Here is an 18,877-nt window from a genome sequence, read left to right as displayed (position 1 = left end):
TGTGCTGCTCCGTTGGAGCGAGCCGCCATCAGCGTCGCTGCATCATGCTGAGAGCAAACCGGCCATGTCGGCGATTACGCTGAATCATGTCTCCAAGTCGTGGGGCGCGATGCGCGCCGTCGATGACATCAGTCTGACGGCGGACGAGGGCTCGCTGCTGGTGCTGCTGGGGCCGTCCGGCTGCGGCAAGTCGACCACGTTGCGGCTGATCGCCGGGCTCGAGGAGGCCGATGCCGGCACGATCGCCATCGGCGGCGTGGACGTGACCCGCCTCTCGCCGGCGGACCGGAAGATCTCCATGGTCTTCCAGTCCTATGCGCTGTTCCCGCATTTGAGCGTGGCCGAGAACATCATTTTCGGCCTGCGCGTGCGGCGGGTGTCGCGCGCCGAACGCGACGCCCGGCTTCGTCGCGTCGCCGACATCGTTGGTCTCGCGCATCTGCTTGATCGCAAGCCGTCGCAATTGTCGGGAGGGCAGCGCCAGCGCGTCGCGCTGGGACGCGCCATCATCGCCGAGGCGCGGGTCTGTCTCATGGACGAGCCGCTGTCCAACCTGGACGCCAAGCTGCGGCACGAGATGCGAACGGAAATCCGCGCGTTGCAGCAGCGCCTTGGCATGACGATGGTCTACGTGACCCACGATCAGACCGAAGCCATGACGATGGCGGACCGCGTCGTCCTGATGCGCGATGGCCGGATCGAGCAGAACGGCTCGCCGGAAGAGCTCTACAACAGGCCGGCGACGGCGTTTACGGCGCGTTTCATCGGCACCCCGCCGATGAACCTGGTGCGTCAGGGCGATCATCTGATCGGCATCCGGCCGGAGCACATTCGCATCGTGCCCGGTGGCGATCATGCCGCTCGGGTCAAGGCCGTCGAGCATCTCGGAGCCGACAGCATCGTGCTGTGCGACATCGACGGTCAGCCGATCTCGGTGCGGCTCGACGGGTTCAGCAAGGTTCAGCCCGGCGAGGATGTCCGGCTGGCCTGGGAGGCCGGTCACGAGCATCGGTTCGATCTGGCTACGGAATGCCGATTGGAAACTTCTGCCAGGGAGGGCCGGCTGGCGACCTCTGCTGGATAGCAGCGGTGGCTTCAGGCGCTCGGCGGATTACAGAGGGAGAGAGAGATGTTTGCGCGACGAACGATGTTAATGGCAGCCGCACTTGCCGTGCTCTCGATGGGGGCACGTCCCGCTGCCGCGGTGGATCTGACCATGTATTATCCGGTCGCGGTCGGCGGCCCCGTCACCAAGATCATCGACGACATGGTCTCGCGCTTCGAGAAGGACAATCCGGACGTCAAGGTGACGGCAGTCTATGCCGGCAACTACACGGACACGATGACCAAGGCGATGACCGCCATGAAGGGCGGGCAGCCGCCGCAACTGTCGGTGCTGTTGTCGACCGACGTGTTCACGTTGATGGACGAGAACGCGATCGTGCCGTTTGACGACCTCGTCGGCGACAAGGCCTGGTTCAAGGAATTTTATCCCGCGTTCATGGCCAACGGCCAGGTGGACGGCAAGACCTGGAGCATCCCGTTCCAGCGTTCGACCATCGTGCTGTACTGGAACAAGGACGCCTTCAAGGAAGCCGGCCTCGATCCCGAGAAGGCGCCGGCGTCCTGGGACGAAATGGTCGAGATGTCGAAGAAGCTAGTCAAGAAGGAGGGCGCCAACACGACGCGCTGGGGCGTCGAGATCCCGACGACCGGCTACGGTTACTGGATGCTGCAGGCGCTCGCCATCGAGAACGGCCAGAAGATGATGAACGAGGCCGGCACCGAGGTGTACCTCACCGCGCCGAAGACGGTCGGCGCGCTCGACTACTGGGTCGACCTGTCGCGCAAGCACAACGTCATGCCGACCGGCAGCATCGACTGGGCGACGCTCCGCACCGACTTCCTCGAAGGCAAGACGGCAATGATGTGGCACACGACGGGTAACCTCACGGCCGTCAAGGACGCCGCAAAATTCCAGTTCGGCGTAGCCATGCTGCCCGCCAAGGAGCGGCGGGGATCGCCGACCGGTGGCGGCAGCTTCTACATCTTCAAGAACGCTTCGGCCGAGCAGCAGAAGGCCGCCGTCAAGTTCATCCAGTGGATGACGGCGCCCGAGCGTGCGGCGGAATGGAGCATGAAGACCGGCTACGTCGCGGTGTCGCCGGCCGCCTACAAGACCAAGGCGATGGAAGACTACGCCAAGGGCTTCCCGCAGGCGACCGTCGCGCGCGATCAGCTCGAGCATGCCGTGCCGGAGCTGTCAGTCCACGAAAACGGTCGCATCTACAAGTTCGTGAATGATGCCGTGCAGGCCGCGGTCACGGGCTCGCAGAAGCCGCAGGAAGCGCTGGCCGCCGCGCAGGCGCAGTCCGACCGCGTGCTGCGCGCCGCCAAGTAGTCGCAAAGCAAGGGACGTGGTGGGGTTGCGGTTCGCCGCCATCCCGCCGGCTCCATTATGACCGATCTCGCCGCCTCATCGCCAATCCCCGAACGCCGCGCCCGGTCGCAGGCGTGGTGGAATGCCGTGAATGCGTGGCTGCTGCTGTTGCCGGCGGCGGTGCTGCTGGTTGCCTTCACGCACTGGCCGATCCTGGCGACGATCCGGCATTCGCTATTCATCACCAAGCGGAACGGCAGCGAGGTCTTCGTCGGGACGGACAGCTACCGGGCCATGGCGGCCGATCCGATCTTCTGGAAGGCGCTGGTCAACAATTTCTGGTTCGCGCTCGGCACGATCCCGACGTCGATCGCGCTCGCCCTGATCATGGCAGTCTGGGTCAATCGCAACATGCGCGGCCGCGGCTTTCTTCGGCTGGCGTACTTCACACCGACGGTGCTGCCGATGATCGCAGTCGCCAACATCTGGCTGTTCTTCTACACGCCGGATTACGGCGCGCTCGATCAGCTGCGCGGGCTGTTCGGCCTCGGCGGCTGGAACTGGCTCGGCGATCCCTCGACGGTGATGGGCTGCCTGATCGTGATGGTGATCTGGAAGGAAGCCGGCTTCTTCATGATCTTCTATCTGGCGGCGCTGCAACAGCTCTCGCCGGACCTCGAAGAAGCCGCCTCCATCGAGGGCGCGAGCCGGTGGTACACGTTCCGCCGCATCACGTTCCCGCTGTTGATGCCGACCACGCTGTTCGTGGCCATCAATGCCGTCATCAACTCGTTCAAGCTGGTGGACCATCTGGTCATCATGACCAAGGGCGGTCCGAACAATGCCAGCACGCTGCTGCTCTATTACATCTATGAGGTCGCCTTCACGTTCCAGGATTCTTCCTACGCGGCAACGCTGACGGTCGTGCTTCTGATGCTCCTGAGCGGGATTGCTCTGCTCAAGTTTGGCTATCTCGATCGCAGGATCCACTACCAATGAGAGGCCGGACACACCCCGTAGAGGCCGTCGCGGCATGGCTCCTGGCTTTGATCTGGCTCGCCCCGCTGGCCTATGCCTTCTGGAGCGCGCTGCATCCGGCGGCCTACGCCACCTCGTTCAGCCTGTCCGCGCCCTGGACGCTGGAGAATTTCGCACGGGCCTGGAAGCAGGCGCCGTTCGCCCGGTACTATCTGAACACGATCGTGCTGGTGACGTTCGTCCTGGTCGGCCAGCTGATCCTGTCGACGCTGGCCGCCTATGCCTTTGCGCGCTTCAAGTTCAAGGGAAGCGGCATTGCGTTCGCGCTCGTGCTGCTCCAACTCATGATCATGCCCGACGTCCTCATCGTCGAGAACTACCGCGCGATCGCCAGGCTGGGATTGCTCGATACGATCCCTGCCATCGCGCTGCCCTATCTGGCGAGCGCCTTTGGTATCTTCCTGTTGCGGCAGACTTTCAAGAGCGTGCCTCAGGAGCTGGTCGAAGCCGCCCGGGTCGAGGGAGCAGGCCCGCTGGTGATCCTTTGGCGGGTCTATGTGCCGTTGGCACGCCCCACTTATGTCGCCTTCGGCCTCGTCTCCGTCAGCTATCACTGGAACAACTTCCTGTGGCCGCTGATCGTGACGAATTCGGTGGAAGCGCGGCCGCTCACGGTGGGTCTCGCCGTGTTCGGCGCGCCTGAAACTGGCGTGGACTGGTCGGTGATCACAGCCGCGACCGTCATGACGATGGCGCCGTTGCTGATTGCATTCCTGTTGTTCCAGCGCCAGTTTGTTCAGTCATTCATGCGTGCAGGTATCCGTTAATGCGGCTTCTCACCTGGAACATACAGTGCGGCAAGGGGTGCGACGGCGTCACCGATCTGGCGAGAATCGTCGCCGTCGCCAGGCAGACGCTCGATGCGGACGTGTTCTGCTTCCAGGAAGTGAGCGCCAATTTTTCGAGATTTGGCGATGGCGCGGATCAGAGCGCCCAGCTCGCAGCCTTGCTGCCCGGCTACTCCGCGATCTTCCGGCCGGCGATCGAGACGATGGATCGCGCGGGCAGCCTCCACCGATTTGGCAACATGACGCTGTCGCGATTGCCGGTGTTGCAGATCGCCAATCACCTCCTGCCATTTCCGGGCGCAGGTGGTGTGCGCAGCATGCGCCGCCACGCCCTGGAGGTGACGGTTCAGGCCTCGTTTGGCGCGGTTCGCATCGTCAACACGCATCTCGAGTTTCATTCGGCCGATCAGCGTCACGCGCAGATCACGCGGCTGCTGGATCTGCAACAAGACGCGTCGGGGAGTCCCAGGCAGGCCAGCTCCCGGCACGATGAGCCATATGGGAGCCAGACCGTCGCGGCGTCGAGCCTGATGTGCGGCGATTTCAATTTCGACGTCGCCGATCCCCAGCACGCCCTGATCGACCGCGCCAGCAGGCCCGGCTTGAATTATCGGGATGCGTGGACCGCCAATCGTCCGGGTCGCCCGCGGGCGCCGACATGCGGGATCTTTGATCGGGCGCAATGGGCCGACGGGCCGGACTGTCGCGACTTCATCTTCGTCACGGAGGATCTGGTCAGTCGCGTGCGCAGCATCGAGGCCAACGCGGAAACAGAAGCTTCGGACCACCAACCTCTCGGGATCGAGCTGGCGGACTAGAGCATGGCGAAATCATCAAAGCTTGTGGTCGCGAGGAAGGGCAGGGTGCTCCTGGTCAGGCGGCGGCGCGACAAGCGCTGGATGTTTCCGGGCGGCCGCAGGCGGGCCGGCGAGAGCGAGAGAAAGTGCCTCCATCGCGAGATCATGGAGGAGCTGCCCCAGCTCAGACTTGGTGAGTTGAAGCTGTGGAAGGAAGTCAACGGCAAGAACCGCAGGTCCGGCCGAAGGATGAGCGATGCGATCTTCCTGAGCAAAAAGGCCTCGGGTCCCCTGAAGATCGGCGACAAGAAGGAGCTCGACCGGGCGGAATGGCGCAAGCCGCGCGGGCTGAAATTGACTCCAACCTCGCGCTACATTCGCGACAAGCTGTTTCCGAAATAGTTCTCATAGGTCTCCCTTGGGTCAGAAACAGCCGTTGGTGGGCATCGCCGTGACGATTGCAGAGATCGAAGACGGAGTACCAAAGCTTCGGCGCGAGAAGGCTACGCGCAGAAGCAAAGACTTGGCCCTATGGCTGGATGCCGTCGTGCATCTCTATGGCGACCGAATCTTGGCGTTCGACACAGCGGTCGCGCGGCTCGCCGGGCAGCTATCGGACCGGGCTCGCGGGCAAGGACATACGCCGGGGTTTGCCGATATCATCATCGCTGCGACGGCATGGCGGCATTCCCTTGCGATCCTCTCCCGCAATATGAGGCATTTTCGACCACTAGGGGTGCCGGCGCTCGATCCCTTCAGTAAGTTACCGCCCTCCTGATTGTTGCGCAGGTGCTCGGCGCTTCCATCGGATGTGCGGGCCGCGCGCTCGTGATAGGACGTCGGCATCGCTCTTCCGGAGTCCAGCTTGATGTCCGCCGCGCCCACCCAGCCTTCCGCCACCTCCACCGCCACCGACCCCGAAACCCTCGGCTATATGCGCGGCTTCCCGCCGGCGCCCGACCGCCTCATCACCTTCCAGGACGGCTCGTTCCGCGATTTCCCCGAACTGCGCTGGGCTTGGAGCAACATCCGCCAACTCGTGCCCACCGTGAATGTCTGGCGCGGCGCAGCGCCTGCATCACCTCTACCGCGCGCGGAGCAGGGCATCGGCGCGGTCGCTTCCACCACGATGGACGGCCGTCCGATGACCTTCGCGCAGATGCTGGAGGAGACCTACACCGACGGCATCGCGGTGCTGCATCGGGGCAGGTTGATCTATGAGCGCTATTTCGGCGCGTTGAAGCCGCACAAGCCGCATATCGCGATGTCCGTGACGAAGTCGTTCACCGGCGTGCTCGCCGGCATGCTGGTCGCGGAGGGCAGGATCGATCCGCAGGTGCCGGTCACGGACTATGTGCCGGAGCTGAAGGCCAGCGCGTTTGGCGATGCGCGGGTGCACGAGGTCATGGATATGACCACGGGGCTCGCCTACACCGAGGTCTATACCGACAAGAATTCGGACGTGTGGGCGCTCCGCCGCGCCAACGGCATGGCGCCGATCCCGCCGGGCTATGATGGGCCGACCAACATTTTCGATTTCCTCATCGCGCAGACAAAGCAGGGCGAGCACGGCAAGGCGTTTGCCTACAAGACCGTCAACACCGACGTGCTGGCCTGGATCTGCCGCCGAGTCAGCGGCCTGACGCTGGCGGACCTGTTGTCCGAGCGGATCTGGCAGCCGATGGGTGCGGAGGAGGACGCGCATTATCACGTCGACCGCATCGGCACCGAGAGCGGCGGCGGCGGTCTTTCCACGACGCTGCGCGATCTTGCCCGGTTCGGCGAGACCATGCGCAACCACGGCCGCTTCAACGGCCGCCAGATCGTGCCGTCGCAAGTGGTCGAGGACATCGCGCGCGGCGGCGACCCCGAAAAATTCAAGCCGGCCGGCTACACCACGCTGCCCGGCGCCTCCTACCGCAATCAATGGTGGGTTACGCACAACGCGCACGGCGCCTACATGGCGCGGGGCGTCTACGGACAGGGCATCTATGTCGATCCCAAGGCGGAGATGGTGATTGCGCGCTACGCCTCGCACCCCGTCGCGGGCAACGCCGCCAACGATCCCGTGACGCTGCCAGCCTACATGGCGCTGGCCAAGGCGCTGATGGCGGGCGGGTAGCGGCTGTCAGCGGCCACGCCAGCCGACACGCCTCCTGCCAATGCGGATAGGTGACGTAAGCGGTGACGGCGCCTTGCTCGTGCGAGCGGATCGTGACCGTCTCGCCTTTCGGCATGTAGACGATCTCGCCGGGACCCGCGGTGACGGTGCTGCCGCTACTCGCGACCGAGAGCTTGCCTTCCAGGACCAGCATGACGTCGTCGACGGCAAGCTTTTCCTCCAGGCTCTGGTTCGGCGCGTAGCGGCCGAAGCCGATGGTGATCGGGCCGCCGTGGCGCTGGTCGATCACATTGCCGGCGAAGATGTCGCCGTCCTGCCGCGGCGAGCGTTCGAACGAAGCGTCGGTGATGGCGAATTTGCGAACTTTCATGAAAGCCTTCCGTCTGGTCCAGCGATGGCGGGGTGAGACGGATAGACGTTTCAGCCCGTACTTGGTTCGCATCGCCGCGCGAGACGGTTTGACGCAGCGCAGCGTCTTAATATAAGTATTGACTTATATTAGTGTAGCTCGATATTCCTCCTTGAAGGAAACGATAGGGAGGCATGCCATGGAGATCGACGTCGCCAGAGTTCTGGGCCTTGTCACGCGCTCGGTGCGCAGCTTCGAGAAGGACGGCAAACCCGCGAGTGCCGTGACGCTGACGCGTCTCTACGACACCAGCGTCGACGATCTCTGGGACGCCGTGACCAGCAAAGAGCGCATTCCGCGCTGGTTCCTGCCGGTGGAGGGCGAGCTCCAGCTCGGCGGACGCTACCAGCTCAAGGGCAATGCGGGCGGCACCATCACGGGGTGCGCGCCGCCGACCCATTTTGCGGCGACGTGGGAATTCGGCGGCGCGATCAGCTGGATCGACGTCAGGCTGGCGGCGGAGCGACACCAGGCGCGTTTGACGCTCGAGCACACCGCGATCATCGAGGATCATTGGAATCAGTTCGGCCCGGGTGCAGTGGGGATCGGCTGGGATCTCGCGCTCGCGGGGCTCGAGCGATATCTTGCGAGCGGGGCAACGGTCGACCATGCGACGGCCGAGGCGTGGATGGGCTCGCCGGAGGGCAAGGACTTCATGACGACCAGCGGCGAATTCTGGCGGGCGGCGCACGTCGCAAGCGGGGTCGCTCCCGACGAGGCGAAGCAGCGCTCGGACCGCACCATCGCGTTCTATCGCGGCGAGATGCCGCCCGACATCGCACATCCCGGCACAGGAAGCTGATGCACATCTTCGAGGTCCTCGCCGATCCCGTGCGCCGCCGCATCCTCGAGCTGCTGGCGCGGGATGAAATGGCGTCCGGCGAGGTCGTCGACATCATCGGGGCCGAGTTCGGCATCAGTCAGGCGGCCGTCTCGCAGCACCTCAAGGTGCTGCGCGAGAGCGGCTTTGCCATCGTCCGGGCAGAAGCGCAAAGGCGCCTCTATTCGGTCGACGTCGCGGGACTTCGCGCGGTGGACGACTGGATCGGCCAGTTCCGGAATTTCTGGGAGCCCAAGCTGGACGCGCTGGCGACCGAGATCGCGCGCGGCAAACGCGAGCGCCGCAACGCGCCGGTCACCAAGCGGGGCGGAAAGCGGGCGTGAGTGCGATGCGGAGGGTGCATTCTCCTGCTACGACCTGCCAAGAATGGCGAATTACGTTTCGCTAATCCGCCCTACGATCGCATCAGCTTCTCGAATTTCTTCACCAGCCGCTCCCGCTTCAGCCGCGACAGCCGCTGGATCCAGAACATGCCGTCGAGCTGGTCGATCTCGTGCTGATGACACACGGCGCGCAAGCCCTCCGACTCCTCGCTTTGCATGGTGCCGTCGAGATCCTGGTAGCCGATCCGCACGCGCGCGTGGCGCTGCACCTCGTCGTTGATGCCAGGCATCGAGACGCTGCCCTCGCGGTGGATGATCATCTCGGGCGAGGCCCATTCAATGACGGGATTGACGTAGGTGAGGGGACCTTCGCCGGCGTCGAGCTCGAGTACGACGACACGCAAGGGCACCCCGATATGCGGCGCGGTGATGCCGATGCCGGGCGCGGCGCGCATGGTCTCCACCAGGTCGGCGGCAAGTTCGCGCAAGCTGTCGTCGAACGCGGTGACGGGGCGAGCCGGCATCGCGAGCCGGCGGTCGGGGTAGCGGATAATGGGGCGGATGGTCATGGGAGGCTCCTACCACTCACGCATCGGTGAAGCATCCCTCCTTGACGCCCTACCAACTGGAAGGTAGCTAAATTGCATGAGCCACGTCTCCACGACCGCTGACGACATCCTGGCCTGCGCACGCTCGCTGATCATCGCGGGCGGCTACAATGGCTTCAGCTATGCCGACATCGCTGACGTGGTCGGCATCCGCAAGCCGAGCATCCATCATCATTTCGCCAGCAAGGTCGATCTGGTCCGCACCCTGGTGTCGCGCTATCGCCAGGAGGCCCAAGCCGGATTGGCGGCAATCGAGCGCAACATCCAGGACCCTCGCGACCAGCTCGAAAACTATGTCGCCTATTGGGAGGCCTGCATCACGGATTCGACCGCGCCCTTCTGCGTCTGTGCGCTGCTTGCCAGCGAGCTTCCGATCCTCCCAGAAGAGGTCGCGCTGGAAGTCCGTGCGCATTTCCGTGTGCTGGCGTCGTGGCTGACATCGGTGCTGGAGCGGGGCAAGCGAAAGGGACGGCTGCATCTGTCCAGCTCTGCGAAGGTCGAGGCTGAAGGATTCATGGCCACTGTTCACGGTGCGATGCTGTCGGCGCGCGCCTATGACGACCCCAGGACGTTCGGGACCATCACACGGCCGCTGCTGGACCGGCTGTCCACCGAGCATTGACGGACAAGACGTGGCACGGCGCGCGCGGCTACTCCGTGCCAACCCCCTGGTACCTAATCTACCAACTAGTAGGTAAAGAAAGAACGATGAAAGATCGCCAGATGACTCCCGACGTCGCCGACCATGCGCAATGGCTGAAGCAGTACTATTTCCTTCGCGCCGCGTTCTCCCTCGCCTGGGTCATAGCGGCCTTCACGATCGCACCGCCGTCGGCGGTGATCGCTGCAACGCTGCTGGTCGCGTATCCGGCATGGGACGCCGCGGCCAATTATCTCGACGCGCTCTGCAGCGGCGGCTTGAACCAGAATCGCACGCAGGCCCTGAACGTGTTGGTCAGCCTTGCGACCACCATCGCGGTCGTGTTGGCCTTGCGGGTCAGCATGAACTGGGTGCTCGGGATCTTCGGGGCCTGGGCGATCCTGTCCGGACTGCTTCAGCTCGGCACGGCCGTGCGGCGCTGGAAGCGTTTCGGCGCGCAATGGGCCATGGCGCTCAGCGGCGGCCAATCGGCCCTGGCAGGCGGCTTCTTCATCTTTCAGGCCACGATGCCTGCGGCTCCGTCGATCGCGAACGTCGCGGGCTATGCCGCGGTCGGGGCGCTCTACTTCCTGGTCTCGGCCGTCTGGCTCACGGTCAGCACGTGGCGGCGTGACGCGGCCGCGTGAGGTGTGGCCGCGGACGTTCATGGGTCCGGATACGGCGTGCCGTCCTTGTGCAGGAACCGGCCGTCGGAGGCCGGGCTCATCATGTCGATGTCGGAGCAGGTGATGAGGTCGTCCTGCGAACGCGAGCCGACTTCGAGATAGACCGCAGTGGCGTCCGACCGGTTGATCATGTGATGGCCGTTGCCGCTGCCTTTCGGGAAAGCGGCGCAATCGCCCGTGCGCAGCAGGGTTTCGCCGCCATCCTCGATCAGCGTCACTTCACCTTCGAGGATGTAGACGAACTCGTCCTCGAGCGAATGCCAGTGCCGCTGGCTCGACCAGCCGCCCGGCGGAAGGCGCATCAGGTTGACGCCGAAATCCTCGAGACCGCCGGCATCGCCGAGCCGCTTGCGGATGCGTTCGGCGCAGGGCGCGTTGAAGGGGGCCGGATAGCCGGAGCCCTTGCGGGCCGGCACGGCTGCGATGTCGATCTTTGGCATGAGCGTTCCGTTCGAAAGCCAGCGGTGGAAGACGCACGGACGCGGCGGTCTACGTCATACTCGGCGGACGTCCGGGCAGATGCGGTCCGATTGGCGGGATGATGACATCATGCCGGTGTCGTGCCCGACGTGTCAAACCGCGCCTTGGCCGCGCAAGTCGCGCTTCTTGTCCTAGGTCGATGCAGCCGGTGCGATCGAGCGCGTTCCCCTGAGCCAGTTCGTCGCAAGCATTCGACCTTGCTTGACATAACCTCTGGTTGTGCTGATCTAACGCTGTCGATTTCTTTCATTTGTGATCGCAAATCATTTTGGGGGCAGCATGAGCGACACTAGGTCTGCTGGCACGGCCACGTCTGGAGGGTCCCGGCCCAAGGAGGAGAGCGGCACCTGGGAGACCAAGGAGAAGGTCGGGACAGGGATTTCGGAATTATTGAAGCGGATCAAGAGCTCTCCAGCTGCCTACGCCCTGGCGGCCTGCTGTGTGGTCGGACCGTTGTTGCTGGGTTACGGTGCCCCAAACATGGTTGCCGACCGTCTGATGCCCGTGGATAAAAAGCCGATCGTCGATTTCGTGCTCCCGGATCTCAATGCCGACACGGACACGACAATCAAGAAGAACGACACCCTTAAGGAAAAGCAATCAGCGCTTGCCCGCAAGCAAGCCACCTTGCAGCGACTGAAGGCCACGCCGGGCAGCCCCCCAGATGCGATCGACAAGGCGAGCGATGACGTCGCGACAGCAGATATGCAAGAAAAGATTGCCGCAGACGAGGTTAAGAGGGCGGCGCAAGGCCAGGTCTCCGACCGGACAATTGCCCAGTCAAAACAGATCGCCGATGCTTTGACGGCTCGGTACAACTATGCCGCGGTCAGCGGAGTGCTCTACCTCGTGAGCGCGGCGACATTGTTGCTGGGCAGTATCATCATCGCGCGCCGCAGCCGCACGCTGCTGGTCGCCGGTCTTGTCGGCTTTGGTGCTCTGGCAATGTTTGGCACCTTTTGGCCCACCGCTTACGCCAACGCAGGGCGGACGTTCCTCGAATTTCTGCTGGACAAAGCCGACGCGAAAAATGAGATCTTCAAGACGCTGGTCGATGCGTACTACGTGAGTGCCAAGCCGTTCCAGATCAGCTCGGCCCTTAAATGCATCATCGACGCCAACACATTCGTTGGACTTTGGGCGGTGGGCATCGCTCTGCTGGCGTTCGCGGTGTCGTCGAGCCCCGAGGACAAGCCCACAATTGAGTCCTTGCAAGAGCGGAAAACAGATCTGCAGTGGATGATCGTGCTCAGCTCTGCGATCCTCGTGGTGGCGACCGTGGCGAGCAAGCTGGTGATGGACGGGCCGCTCGCATTGCTCGTCAAGTCGCAAGCTGAGGCTTTGAAGCCGCTGGCAGATGCGCTGACCGGCCATCTGGGCATAACCGGGACAATCGCCTTGCTCGCGGCGGCAGTTCCCGCTTTGGCCGGCTGGTATTGGGACGTGCAGCGCTATCGGGGTGATCCTGCGAACGCGCCGGTTGCCGGTTCCAAGGAGACGGATAAACTCCAGTTCGCAACGTCGGCAACAGTTGGCAGCATCCTCGCCATCCTGGCGCCGGCGTTGACGTCGCCGGTCTTTGCCAGCCTGAAGGCGCTGATCGATCTTGTTGCGAAGAACCAGGGGGCGGGGTGACAGTAAAAAATCTTTCTCCTGGGTGACGGCGCCTGTCGGTCGTGGTGGTTCCCGTTCGTCTTCCACGAAAGACAGATCTCACGGGAGACAAGAAAGATGACCCAATCCCCCTATCGCTGGGTGATCGTCGCCGCCGGCGGCTTGCTCGGCTGCGTCGCGATCGGCGGCATGTTTTCGCTGCCGGTGTTCCTGCAGCCGATCGCCAAGGACACCGGCTGGTCGGTGACAGGCATCTCCAGCGCGATGACGATCGGCTTTCTGGCGATGGCGTTCACCAGCATGGCCTGGGGCACGCTGTCGGACCGCTTCGGACCGCTGCCGGTGGTGCTGACGGGATCGACCGTGCTGACGCTCAGCCTGTTCGCCGCGAGCCATGCGACCTCGCTGCTGGCGTTCCAGTTCGTGTTCGGCCTTCTAACCGGCGCATCGTGTGCGGCGATCTTCGCGCCGATGATGGCGACCGTTACCGGCTGGTTCGAGACCCATCGCAGCCTCGCGGTGTCGCTGGTGTCGGCCGGCATGGGCATGGCGCCAATGACGATGGCGCCGTTCGCGGCCTGGCTCGTCTCCGGCCACGATTGGCGGACCTCGATGCAGATCGTGGCGCTGGTGGTCGGCGCCATCATGATCCCGGTCTCGTTCCTGGTGCGCCGTCCGCCCGCGCTCGCGCAGGCCGTGGCCGCACCGACAAGCGAGGGCGCCGGGCAAGCTGAGATGTCGACCAGCGAGGCGCTGCGCTCGCCGCAATTCCTGGTCCTGCTCGCGACCAATTTCTTCTGTTGTGCCACGCATTCCGGCCCGATCATCCACACCGTCAGCTATGCCGTGAGCTGCGGCATCCCGTTGATCGCGGCGGTGACGATCTACAGCATCGAGGGCTTTGCCGGCCTCGGCGGCCGCATCGCCTTCGGCCTGATGGGCGACCGGTTCGGCGCCAAGCGCGTGCTGGTGTCCGGCTTGTTGCTGCAGGCGTTCGGCGCGCTGGCCTACGTCTTCGCGCACCAGCTTGCGACCTTCTACGCGGTCGGCGCGGTGTTCGGCTTCATCTATGCCGGCACCATGCCGCTCTACGCGGTGATCATCCGCGAGAACTTTCCGCTTCGGATGATGGGCACGGTGATCGGCGGCACCGCGATGGCCGGCAGCCTCGGCATGGCCACCGGACCGCTCGCCGGCGGCCTGATCTACGACGCCTTCTCCAGCTATGCCTGGCTCTACATCGCCTCCTGGGCGATGGGCTTGGGTGCCTTCCTGATGGCAATGACATTCAGGCCGTTCGCGAAGCCGCAAGGGCAGGCGGCGCCGGCCGCGGCGTGAGGACGGCCATCGAGGCGCAGCATCAGAGCTGCGCCTCGATCGCGGCCTTGTCGATCACCGACCCGACTTGCCGGATCTTGCCGCTCTCGAATTCGTAGAACACATTCTCGCAGAAGGTCACGCGCTTGCCGTTCACGGCAAGCCCCATGAACGTCCCGACCGGCCGGCAATCGAACTTCAGTCGCGCGGCGATGGTGGGCGGATCGGATGCCAGCAGTTCGATGTCGAAATGCAGATCCGGGATCTCGCGAAAGTCCCGCTCCAGCATCGCGCGATAGCCGGACAGGCCGAGCGGCCGGGCGTTGTGGACGACATCGTCATGCACGAACCGGCTGAGGGCCGGCCAATCCTGCCGGTTCAGGCAGGCGATATAAGCGCGGTAGGTCTCGGCGAGGTCGTCTTTTGTCATGTCGAAGCTCTCCTTGCGGCTTTGACCCTAACGCGCAGACATCGCGAACTGGTCCCGCTCAGAGGCGCTTTTCGAAGAACAGGTCGGGATAGGGATCGTCGTTGAACCGGGGGATCTCGCGCCAGCCCGTCGTGCGGTAGAGTTGGCCGGCCTCGGGCAGGGCGCTGTTGGTGTCGAGCCGCAGCAGCGTGATGCCGAGCTCGCGTGCGGCACTCTCGATCGCATCCATCATCCGCCGGCCGAGCCGCAAGCCGCGCGCGGCGGGGGCGACCCACAGACGCTTGATCTCGGCATAGCCGTGATCGGTTCCCTTCAAGCCGACGCAGCCGATCGGCAGTGTGTCCGACATCGCGACGATGAAGCTGCCGCGCGGGCGGCGCATGTCCTTGGCATCAGGATCTCTCGAAAGAGAAACGTCAAAACCCTGGCTGAAGCGGCGGCCGAGCTCGGCATAGTACTCGCCGAGGCAGTAGCGCGCTTCGTCGCTTTGCGGATCCATCTCGTCCAGCGCGATCCGCTCGCGCGTCAGGGTGGAGGCGATCAAATCCATCGCCTCCAGCAGCGCCTCGCGTTGCGAATGCTGCGCGAGGAAGCCTTCGGCCTGCGCGTTCGACAGCGCCTCATAAGCCGCGAACTCGCGCCGGCCTGAACGCGTCAATGTCGCGACGCGCCGGCGCGCATCGTCCTGATGCGCTTCGGTCTCGATCAGCCCCTCGTCCTCCAGGCTGCGCAAGAGGCGGCTCATCAATCCGGAATCGAGACCGAGATAGTCGCGGATTTCGGCGACGTCCGAGCGTCCATGTCCGATCGCATTGAGCACGCGTGCCGCGCCGAGCGGCCGGCCGCGGCCCAGAAAGGAGGTGTCGAGCGCGCCGACCGCGGAAGTCACGGCGCGGTTGAAGCGGCGAACGCGAGAAATCTGGTCCAACATGATATCTGACTTTAGTCAGAGATCGTGTCAACGTCAATTCCGCCGGCTGTTCGCCTCTAGGATTCCGGCCGGATCAGCTTGATATCCTGGTCGGCGGCCCAACCGGCGACGTCCTCGCGTTTCAGCGCGGTTGCCATCAGATCCGGGAACTGGTCCGGCGTGCAGGCGAAGACGGGAATGCCGAGATTGGCGACCTTCGCCGACAGCACGGGATCGTAGGAGGGGTGACCGGTGTCGGTCAGCGCCAGCAGCACGATCACGTTGATCCCGCGCGTTGCCAGTCGCGCCAGCCGGTCGACCAGCTCGTTCGCGTTGCCGCCTTCGTAAAGGTCGGTGATCAGGATCAGATGCGCTTTCGCCGGCCGTTCGATGCGCTCCTCGCAATAGGCGACGGCGCGGTTGATGTCGGTGCCGCCGCCGAGCTGGACGCCGAACAGCACCTCGACGGGATCGGCAAGTTCTTCGGTTAGGTCGACGATGGCGGTGTCGAAACAGACGAGCTTGGTCGCGACCACCGGAAGCGACGCCATCACCGCCGCGAAGATTGAGGCATAGACCACCGAGGTTGCCATCGATCCCGACTGGTCGACGCACAGGATCACCTCGTCGAGATCGACGATACGACGCTGCTGGCGTAGGAAGCCGATGAGGCGTTCGGGCACCACGGTCCGGTGCTCGGCCTGGTAATGGCGCAGATTGGCCTTGATGGTGCGCGGCCAATCGATGTCGGCAAAGCGCGGGCGATTGGTACGAAGCGATCGGTTCAAGGCGCCGCGGACCGCGTCCGCGGTGCGCCGCTCGAGCCGCTCCATCAGCTCGGCCACCACCTTGGCGATCACGACACGGGCGGTGTCCTTGGTCTTCTCCGGCATCACGCCCCGCAGCGCGACCAGATCGGCGATCAGGCTCACATCCGCTTCGACGGTAGCAAGGAATTCAGGCTCGAGCAGCATCTGGCGCAGACCCTTGCGCTCGAAGGCATCTTTCTGGATCACCTGCACCACAGGGGCAGGGAAGAACTCCCTGATGTCGCCGAGCCATTTGGCGACGCGTGGTGCCGAGCCTCCGAGGCCGCCGCGCCCCTTTTTCGGCGCCTCGTCGCCGTCGCCGTAGAGCGCCGTCAGCGCTTCCGACATGCGGCGATCACTTGCGGACAGAGCAGGGCCGTTCTCGGCGCCCTCGGTGTCGACGCCGAGGGCCAGTGTCCAGCGGCGGCTGCGCTCATCGGCCTCGCTCATCGGGCAGCTCTCTGTGTGAGGAGTTCGAGCACGCGCGCCTGATGTGCGGGCCAGATCTCGTTTGCACCGGCGAGCAGCCGATACCCCCTGGCGGTATCGGCGCGGCGCGCGAACAGCGCGTCCATCAATCGCCTGCGTTCGCTACGGTCCAGCGCCGAGAACACGCGGCGGAACAGCGGCAGGCTCGCAGTGAAGGCCTCCTCGTCCAGCGTCATCAACCAGGCATCGACCGCGCCACGAAGCGTCGCGTCGTGGATCAGCCGCTGGCCGGCGCCTTCGAAAAAACCCTCGAAGAAGCCGGCGGCTTCCGCGACCGGCGTGCCGGGCGAGAGCATCCGCGTCAGCAGGTCCGCCGCGTGATCGGCGGTCAAAAGCTCGGCCTCGTAGAGCAGCCGCGCCGCCGTGCCGGCGATCAGCCGGGTGGCCTGGTTGTCGTTGAGCAGCGCGGCCAGCGCATCGCGCCAGCCGGCCACCACGCTTGTCTCGATCTGGGCGAGCTGGATCGCGGCGTCGGCGGCGAGCAGCGCGCCGCGCAGCCTGGCCGCCGCAGCCGTGTCCAGATTGCGCGCTGCATAGGGCAGAGCGAGCGCGGCCTGCACCACGATGCGCGGCATCAGCGCCGCCAGATGCTCGACCGTTCCGGCACGCGCCTCGCCGTAGCGCAGGATGTCGGCCATCGGCGGCAGCGCGTCCAGCAGCGATTGTCCGTCGCTCGTGAGCGCCGCCTTGGTCTCCAGTGCGGCGATGCCGAATTCAGTGGCGCGCGGCAGGTCGGCGATCATGGCGTTGCGCACCAGCTTTGCCAGCGGGCCAAGCTCGGCTTCCTTGCCCATTGCTTCGCTCAGTCGTCCGCCGGCGGCTTCCGCGATGGTCGAGCCGTAGAGCAGATTTTCCACGAGTGTGACCGCGAATTCGGGCTCCCAGCGCAACTGCCAGTTCTCGCGGAATGTACCGCGGCTGCGGCCTGCGTCCGTCAACCGTCCCCAGGGCACATCGAGCGCGTTCAGCCGGTGCAGCAGCGTCGAGCGCATCAAGCCGCTGTCGCTGCGCAGATCGAGCGTCAGCGGCCGCTCCAGCGCCTCCGGCTTCAGTCGCGTCGCCTTCTGCTGGCGCTGAAGATCTTCGAGCAGGGGCGCGAGCGGGGTTGCCGCCGGGATCGCGCCGACGCCGGCGCCGATCAGGAGCTCGGCGGAAATGTCGTCCCACATGGCGCGCTCGCCATTGCAGAGGCAGGCGATCGCCGCCTCGCGCAGCTCCGCGAAACCCGGTCCAGGGCGGCCGCGCAGCGCGGCGAGCGCAGTGCCCAGACGCTGTGCCTCGATGACCGAGGCGGTCGAGACGAAGTGGCCGCGATCGCGCAGCACGCGCGTCACCTTGGTGAGCCACTCGGCGGCGCGATCGCGCTCGCGTGTGTCCCAGACGTGAGCGCACCACCCCGGTGCCACCACGCCCGCGCCATAGCCGCTCTCGCGCGCCAGGCGCGGCGCGGTCCAGGGCGCCCAGGTCGCCTTGATTTTCGTCTTCGGCCGGCCCTTCAGCAATTCGCGATCTGCAGCAAGGCTGCGGCGCTCGGCGAGCGCCGGCACGTGCCAGGCGCCGCAGACGACTGCGATGGCGCCGTCATGGTCCTTTGCGGCCTTCGCGATCTCGATGCGCATATGCGCCTCGCGCGCGGCCTCGCGGGCCGGCAGCGATTTCTCGTCCGCGCGCAGCGCCGTCATCGCGTCGGCGACGGCCGCGAAGATCGGTCCTGCCGCGGGATTTTCCTCGATGACGTCGGACCACCAGGACTCGCCGTCGTCATAGCCGGCGGCGCTCGCGAGCGCGCCGATCGGATCGCGGCTGACCGGGTCGGCCTCGGCCCTTGCCGCGATCTCCTCCGCGATGTCGCCGGCGGTCGCACCCAGCCGATCCGATGCCGGCAGATCGATGAACCGCAGGACCGCGCCGTGACGCACCGCCCAACGCGCGGCCTGGTATTCCGGCGAATAGTCGGCAAAGGGAAAGAAGCTGGCGTTAGCCGGATTGTCTTCGGCGTAGGTGAGCAGGGCCACCGGCGTCACCATGTCGGGATCGGCGAGCATCGGTAGCAGCTCGGAGGCATCCGCCGGGCCCTCGATCAGCACCGCCACCGGCCTCAGCGCATCGAGCGCTTCCACGAGCCGCCGTGCCGAGCCGGGGCCGTGATGCCGGATGCCGAAGAGGGAGACTTCGCCTGCCATCGCGCGCCGTGCC

The 18,877-nt window shown here is 65.0% G+C and carries 20 protein-coding genes and 1 pseudogene; 14 read left to right on the top strand and 7 right to left on the bottom strand.

The genetic code is table 11. From position 1 onward, the window contains the following. Positions 1-64 precede the first annotated feature (64 nt). The 8 genes from AC0WRY_RS20230 to AC0WRY_RS20195 all read left to right on the top strand — a co-directional run bounded on the left by AC0WRY_RS20230 (position 65) and on the right by AC0WRY_RS20195 (position 7,125). Positions 65-1,084 carry an ABC transporter ATP-binding protein gene (locus tag AC0WRY_RS20230; protein WP_491123492.1) on the top strand — a complete coding sequence of 340 codons (1,020 nt, stop codon included), beginning with the start codon at positions 65-67 and terminating at the stop codon, positions 1,082-1,084. A 63-nt stretch (positions 1,085-1,147) separates the two neighbouring features. Beyond that, positions 1,148-2,401 carry an ABC transporter substrate-binding protein gene (locus tag AC0WRY_RS20225; protein ID WP_194408332.1) on the top strand — a complete coding sequence of 418 codons (1,254 nt, stop codon included), beginning with the start codon at positions 1,148-1,150 and terminating at the stop codon, positions 2,399-2,401. A 57-nt stretch (positions 2,402-2,458) separates the two neighbouring features. Beyond that, positions 2,459-3,379 carry a carbohydrate ABC transporter permease gene (locus AC0WRY_RS20220; RefSeq protein ID WP_210347018.1) on the top strand — a complete coding sequence of 307 codons (921 nt, stop codon included), beginning with the start codon at positions 2,459-2,461 and terminating at the stop codon, positions 3,377-3,379. Further along, on the top strand, positions 3,376-4,185 hold the full coding sequence (locus tag AC0WRY_RS20215) for a carbohydrate ABC transporter permease (RefSeq protein WP_285806650.1): 810 nt from the start codon (positions 3,376-3,378) through the stop codon (positions 4,183-4,185). Before AC0WRY_RS20220 ends, AC0WRY_RS20215 begins: the two co-directional genes overlap by 4 nt. Further along, positions 4,185-5,024 (top strand): endonuclease/exonuclease/phosphatase family protein, encoded by an 840-nt coding sequence (locus AC0WRY_RS20210; protein ID WP_491120637.1) that lies wholly within the window; start codon positions 4,185-4,187, stop codon positions 5,022-5,024. The genes AC0WRY_RS20215 and AC0WRY_RS20210 overlap by 1 nt, the downstream gene beginning before the upstream one ends. A gap of 3 nt (positions 5,025-5,027) precedes the next feature. Beyond that, on the top strand, positions 5,028-5,405 hold the full coding sequence (locus tag AC0WRY_RS20205; protein WP_194402545.1) for an NUDIX hydrolase: 378 nt from the start codon (positions 5,028-5,030) through the stop codon (positions 5,403-5,405). Positions 5,406-5,442: 37 nt separating this feature from the next. Continuing rightward, the gene (locus tag AC0WRY_RS20200) at positions 5,443-5,781 is read left to right on the top strand and encodes a PIN domain-containing protein (protein WP_491123491.1); all 339 of its coding nucleotides are present in this window, start codon (positions 5,443-5,445) and stop codon (positions 5,779-5,781) included. A 90-nt stretch (positions 5,782-5,871) separates the two neighbouring features. Next, positions 5,872-7,125 carry a serine hydrolase domain-containing protein gene (locus tag AC0WRY_RS20195; RefSeq protein ID WP_491120635.1) on the top strand — a complete coding sequence of 418 codons (1,254 nt, stop codon included), beginning with the start codon at positions 5,872-5,874 and terminating at the stop codon, positions 7,123-7,125. Between the two features lie 28 nt (positions 7,126-7,153). Here AC0WRY_RS20195 and AC0WRY_RS20190 read toward each other — a convergent pair. Next, positions 7,154-7,495 (bottom strand): annotated as a pseudogene (locus AC0WRY_RS20190) (cupin domain-containing protein); the annotation flags it as partial. Between the two features lie 178 nt (positions 7,496-7,673). On the opposite strand from AC0WRY_RS20190, the gene AC0WRY_RS20185 reads away from it, so the two are divergent. Further along, entirely contained in the window at positions 7,674-8,336 is a 663-nt protein-coding gene (locus AC0WRY_RS20185) for an SRPBCC family protein (RefSeq protein ID WP_194402542.1), read from the top strand. After that, the gene (locus AC0WRY_RS20180) at positions 8,336-8,698 is read left to right on the top strand and encodes an ArsR/SmtB family transcription factor (RefSeq protein ID WP_491120633.1); all 363 of its coding nucleotides are present in this window, start codon (positions 8,336-8,338) and stop codon (positions 8,696-8,698) included. Before AC0WRY_RS20185 ends, AC0WRY_RS20180 begins: the two co-directional genes overlap by 1 nt. Before the next feature lie 71 nt (positions 8,699-8,769). Here the strand turns inward: AC0WRY_RS20180 and AC0WRY_RS20175 are convergent, their stop codons facing one another. Further along, positions 8,770-9,267: a peptide deformylase gene (locus tag AC0WRY_RS20175; protein WP_491120631.1), complete on the bottom strand. Its 498-nt coding sequence runs from the start codon at positions 9,265-9,267 to the stop codon at positions 8,770-8,772. A gap of 76 nt (positions 9,268-9,343) precedes the next feature. Between AC0WRY_RS20175 and AC0WRY_RS20170 the strand changes: the two genes are divergently transcribed. Together AC0WRY_RS20170 and AC0WRY_RS20165 are read left to right on the top strand one after the other, a co-directional pair. Further along, complete coding sequence (locus AC0WRY_RS20170; protein ID WP_491120629.1) at positions 9,344-9,928, top strand: TetR/AcrR family transcriptional regulator; 585 nt, start codon at positions 9,344-9,346, stop codon at positions 9,926-9,928. Between the two features lie 86 nt (positions 9,929-10,014). Next, positions 10,015-10,593, top strand: a complete 579-nt coding sequence (locus tag AC0WRY_RS20165; RefSeq protein WP_491120627.1) for a DUF308 domain-containing protein — start codon at positions 10,015-10,017, stop codon at positions 10,591-10,593. A gap of 17 nt (positions 10,594-10,610) precedes the next feature. On the opposite strand, the gene AC0WRY_RS20160 is transcribed toward AC0WRY_RS20165, so the two are convergent. Beyond that, positions 10,611-11,072 (bottom strand): cupin domain-containing protein, encoded by a 462-nt coding sequence (locus AC0WRY_RS20160; RefSeq protein WP_194402537.1) that lies wholly within the window; start codon positions 11,070-11,072, stop codon positions 10,611-10,613. Between the two features lie 319 nt (positions 11,073-11,391). Between AC0WRY_RS20160 and AC0WRY_RS20155 the strand changes: the two genes are divergently transcribed. Beyond that, positions 11,392-12,747 (top strand): hypothetical protein, encoded by a 1,356-nt coding sequence (locus AC0WRY_RS20155; RefSeq protein ID WP_194402536.1) that lies wholly within the window; start codon positions 11,392-11,394, stop codon positions 12,745-12,747. A gap of 96 nt (positions 12,748-12,843) precedes the next feature. Then, on the top strand, positions 12,844-14,064 hold the full coding sequence (locus tag AC0WRY_RS20150) for an MFS transporter (RefSeq protein WP_194402535.1): 1,221 nt from the start codon (positions 12,844-12,846) through the stop codon (positions 14,062-14,064). Between the two features lie 22 nt (positions 14,065-14,086). Here the strand turns inward: AC0WRY_RS20150 and AC0WRY_RS20145 are convergent, their stop codons facing one another. Genes AC0WRY_RS20145 through AC0WRY_RS20130 form a run of 4 tightly spaced genes read right to left on the bottom strand, consistent with a single transcriptional unit; the run spans position 14,087 to position 18,864 of the window. Beyond that, a complete protein-coding gene (locus AC0WRY_RS20145) occupies positions 14,087-14,473 on the bottom strand; it encodes an ester cyclase (RefSeq protein WP_194402534.1) in 387 nt (128 codons plus the stop codon). 58 nt (positions 14,474-14,531) lie between these two features. Continuing rightward, positions 14,532-15,404, bottom strand: a complete 873-nt coding sequence (locus tag AC0WRY_RS20140) for a bifunctional helix-turn-helix transcriptional regulator/GNAT family N-acetyltransferase (protein WP_194402533.1) — start codon at positions 15,402-15,404, stop codon at positions 14,532-14,534. Positions 15,405-15,460: 56 nt separating this feature from the next. Further along, complete coding sequence (locus AC0WRY_RS20135) at positions 15,461-16,642, bottom strand: VWA domain-containing protein (RefSeq protein ID WP_194402532.1); 1,182 nt, start codon at positions 16,640-16,642, stop codon at positions 15,461-15,463. Next, positions 16,639-18,864, bottom strand: a complete 2,226-nt coding sequence (locus AC0WRY_RS20130; RefSeq protein WP_491120623.1) for a DUF5682 family protein — start codon at positions 18,862-18,864, stop codon at positions 16,639-16,641. Before AC0WRY_RS20130 ends, AC0WRY_RS20135 begins: the two co-directional genes overlap by 4 nt. Positions 18,865-18,877: the final 13 nt, after the last annotated feature.

The sequence above is a fragment of the Bradyrhizobium sp. T-12 genome (assembly GCF_058314695.1).
Note: the sequence above shows the minus strand (reverse complement) of the source record. Positions and strands in the feature narration are given on the sequence as shown.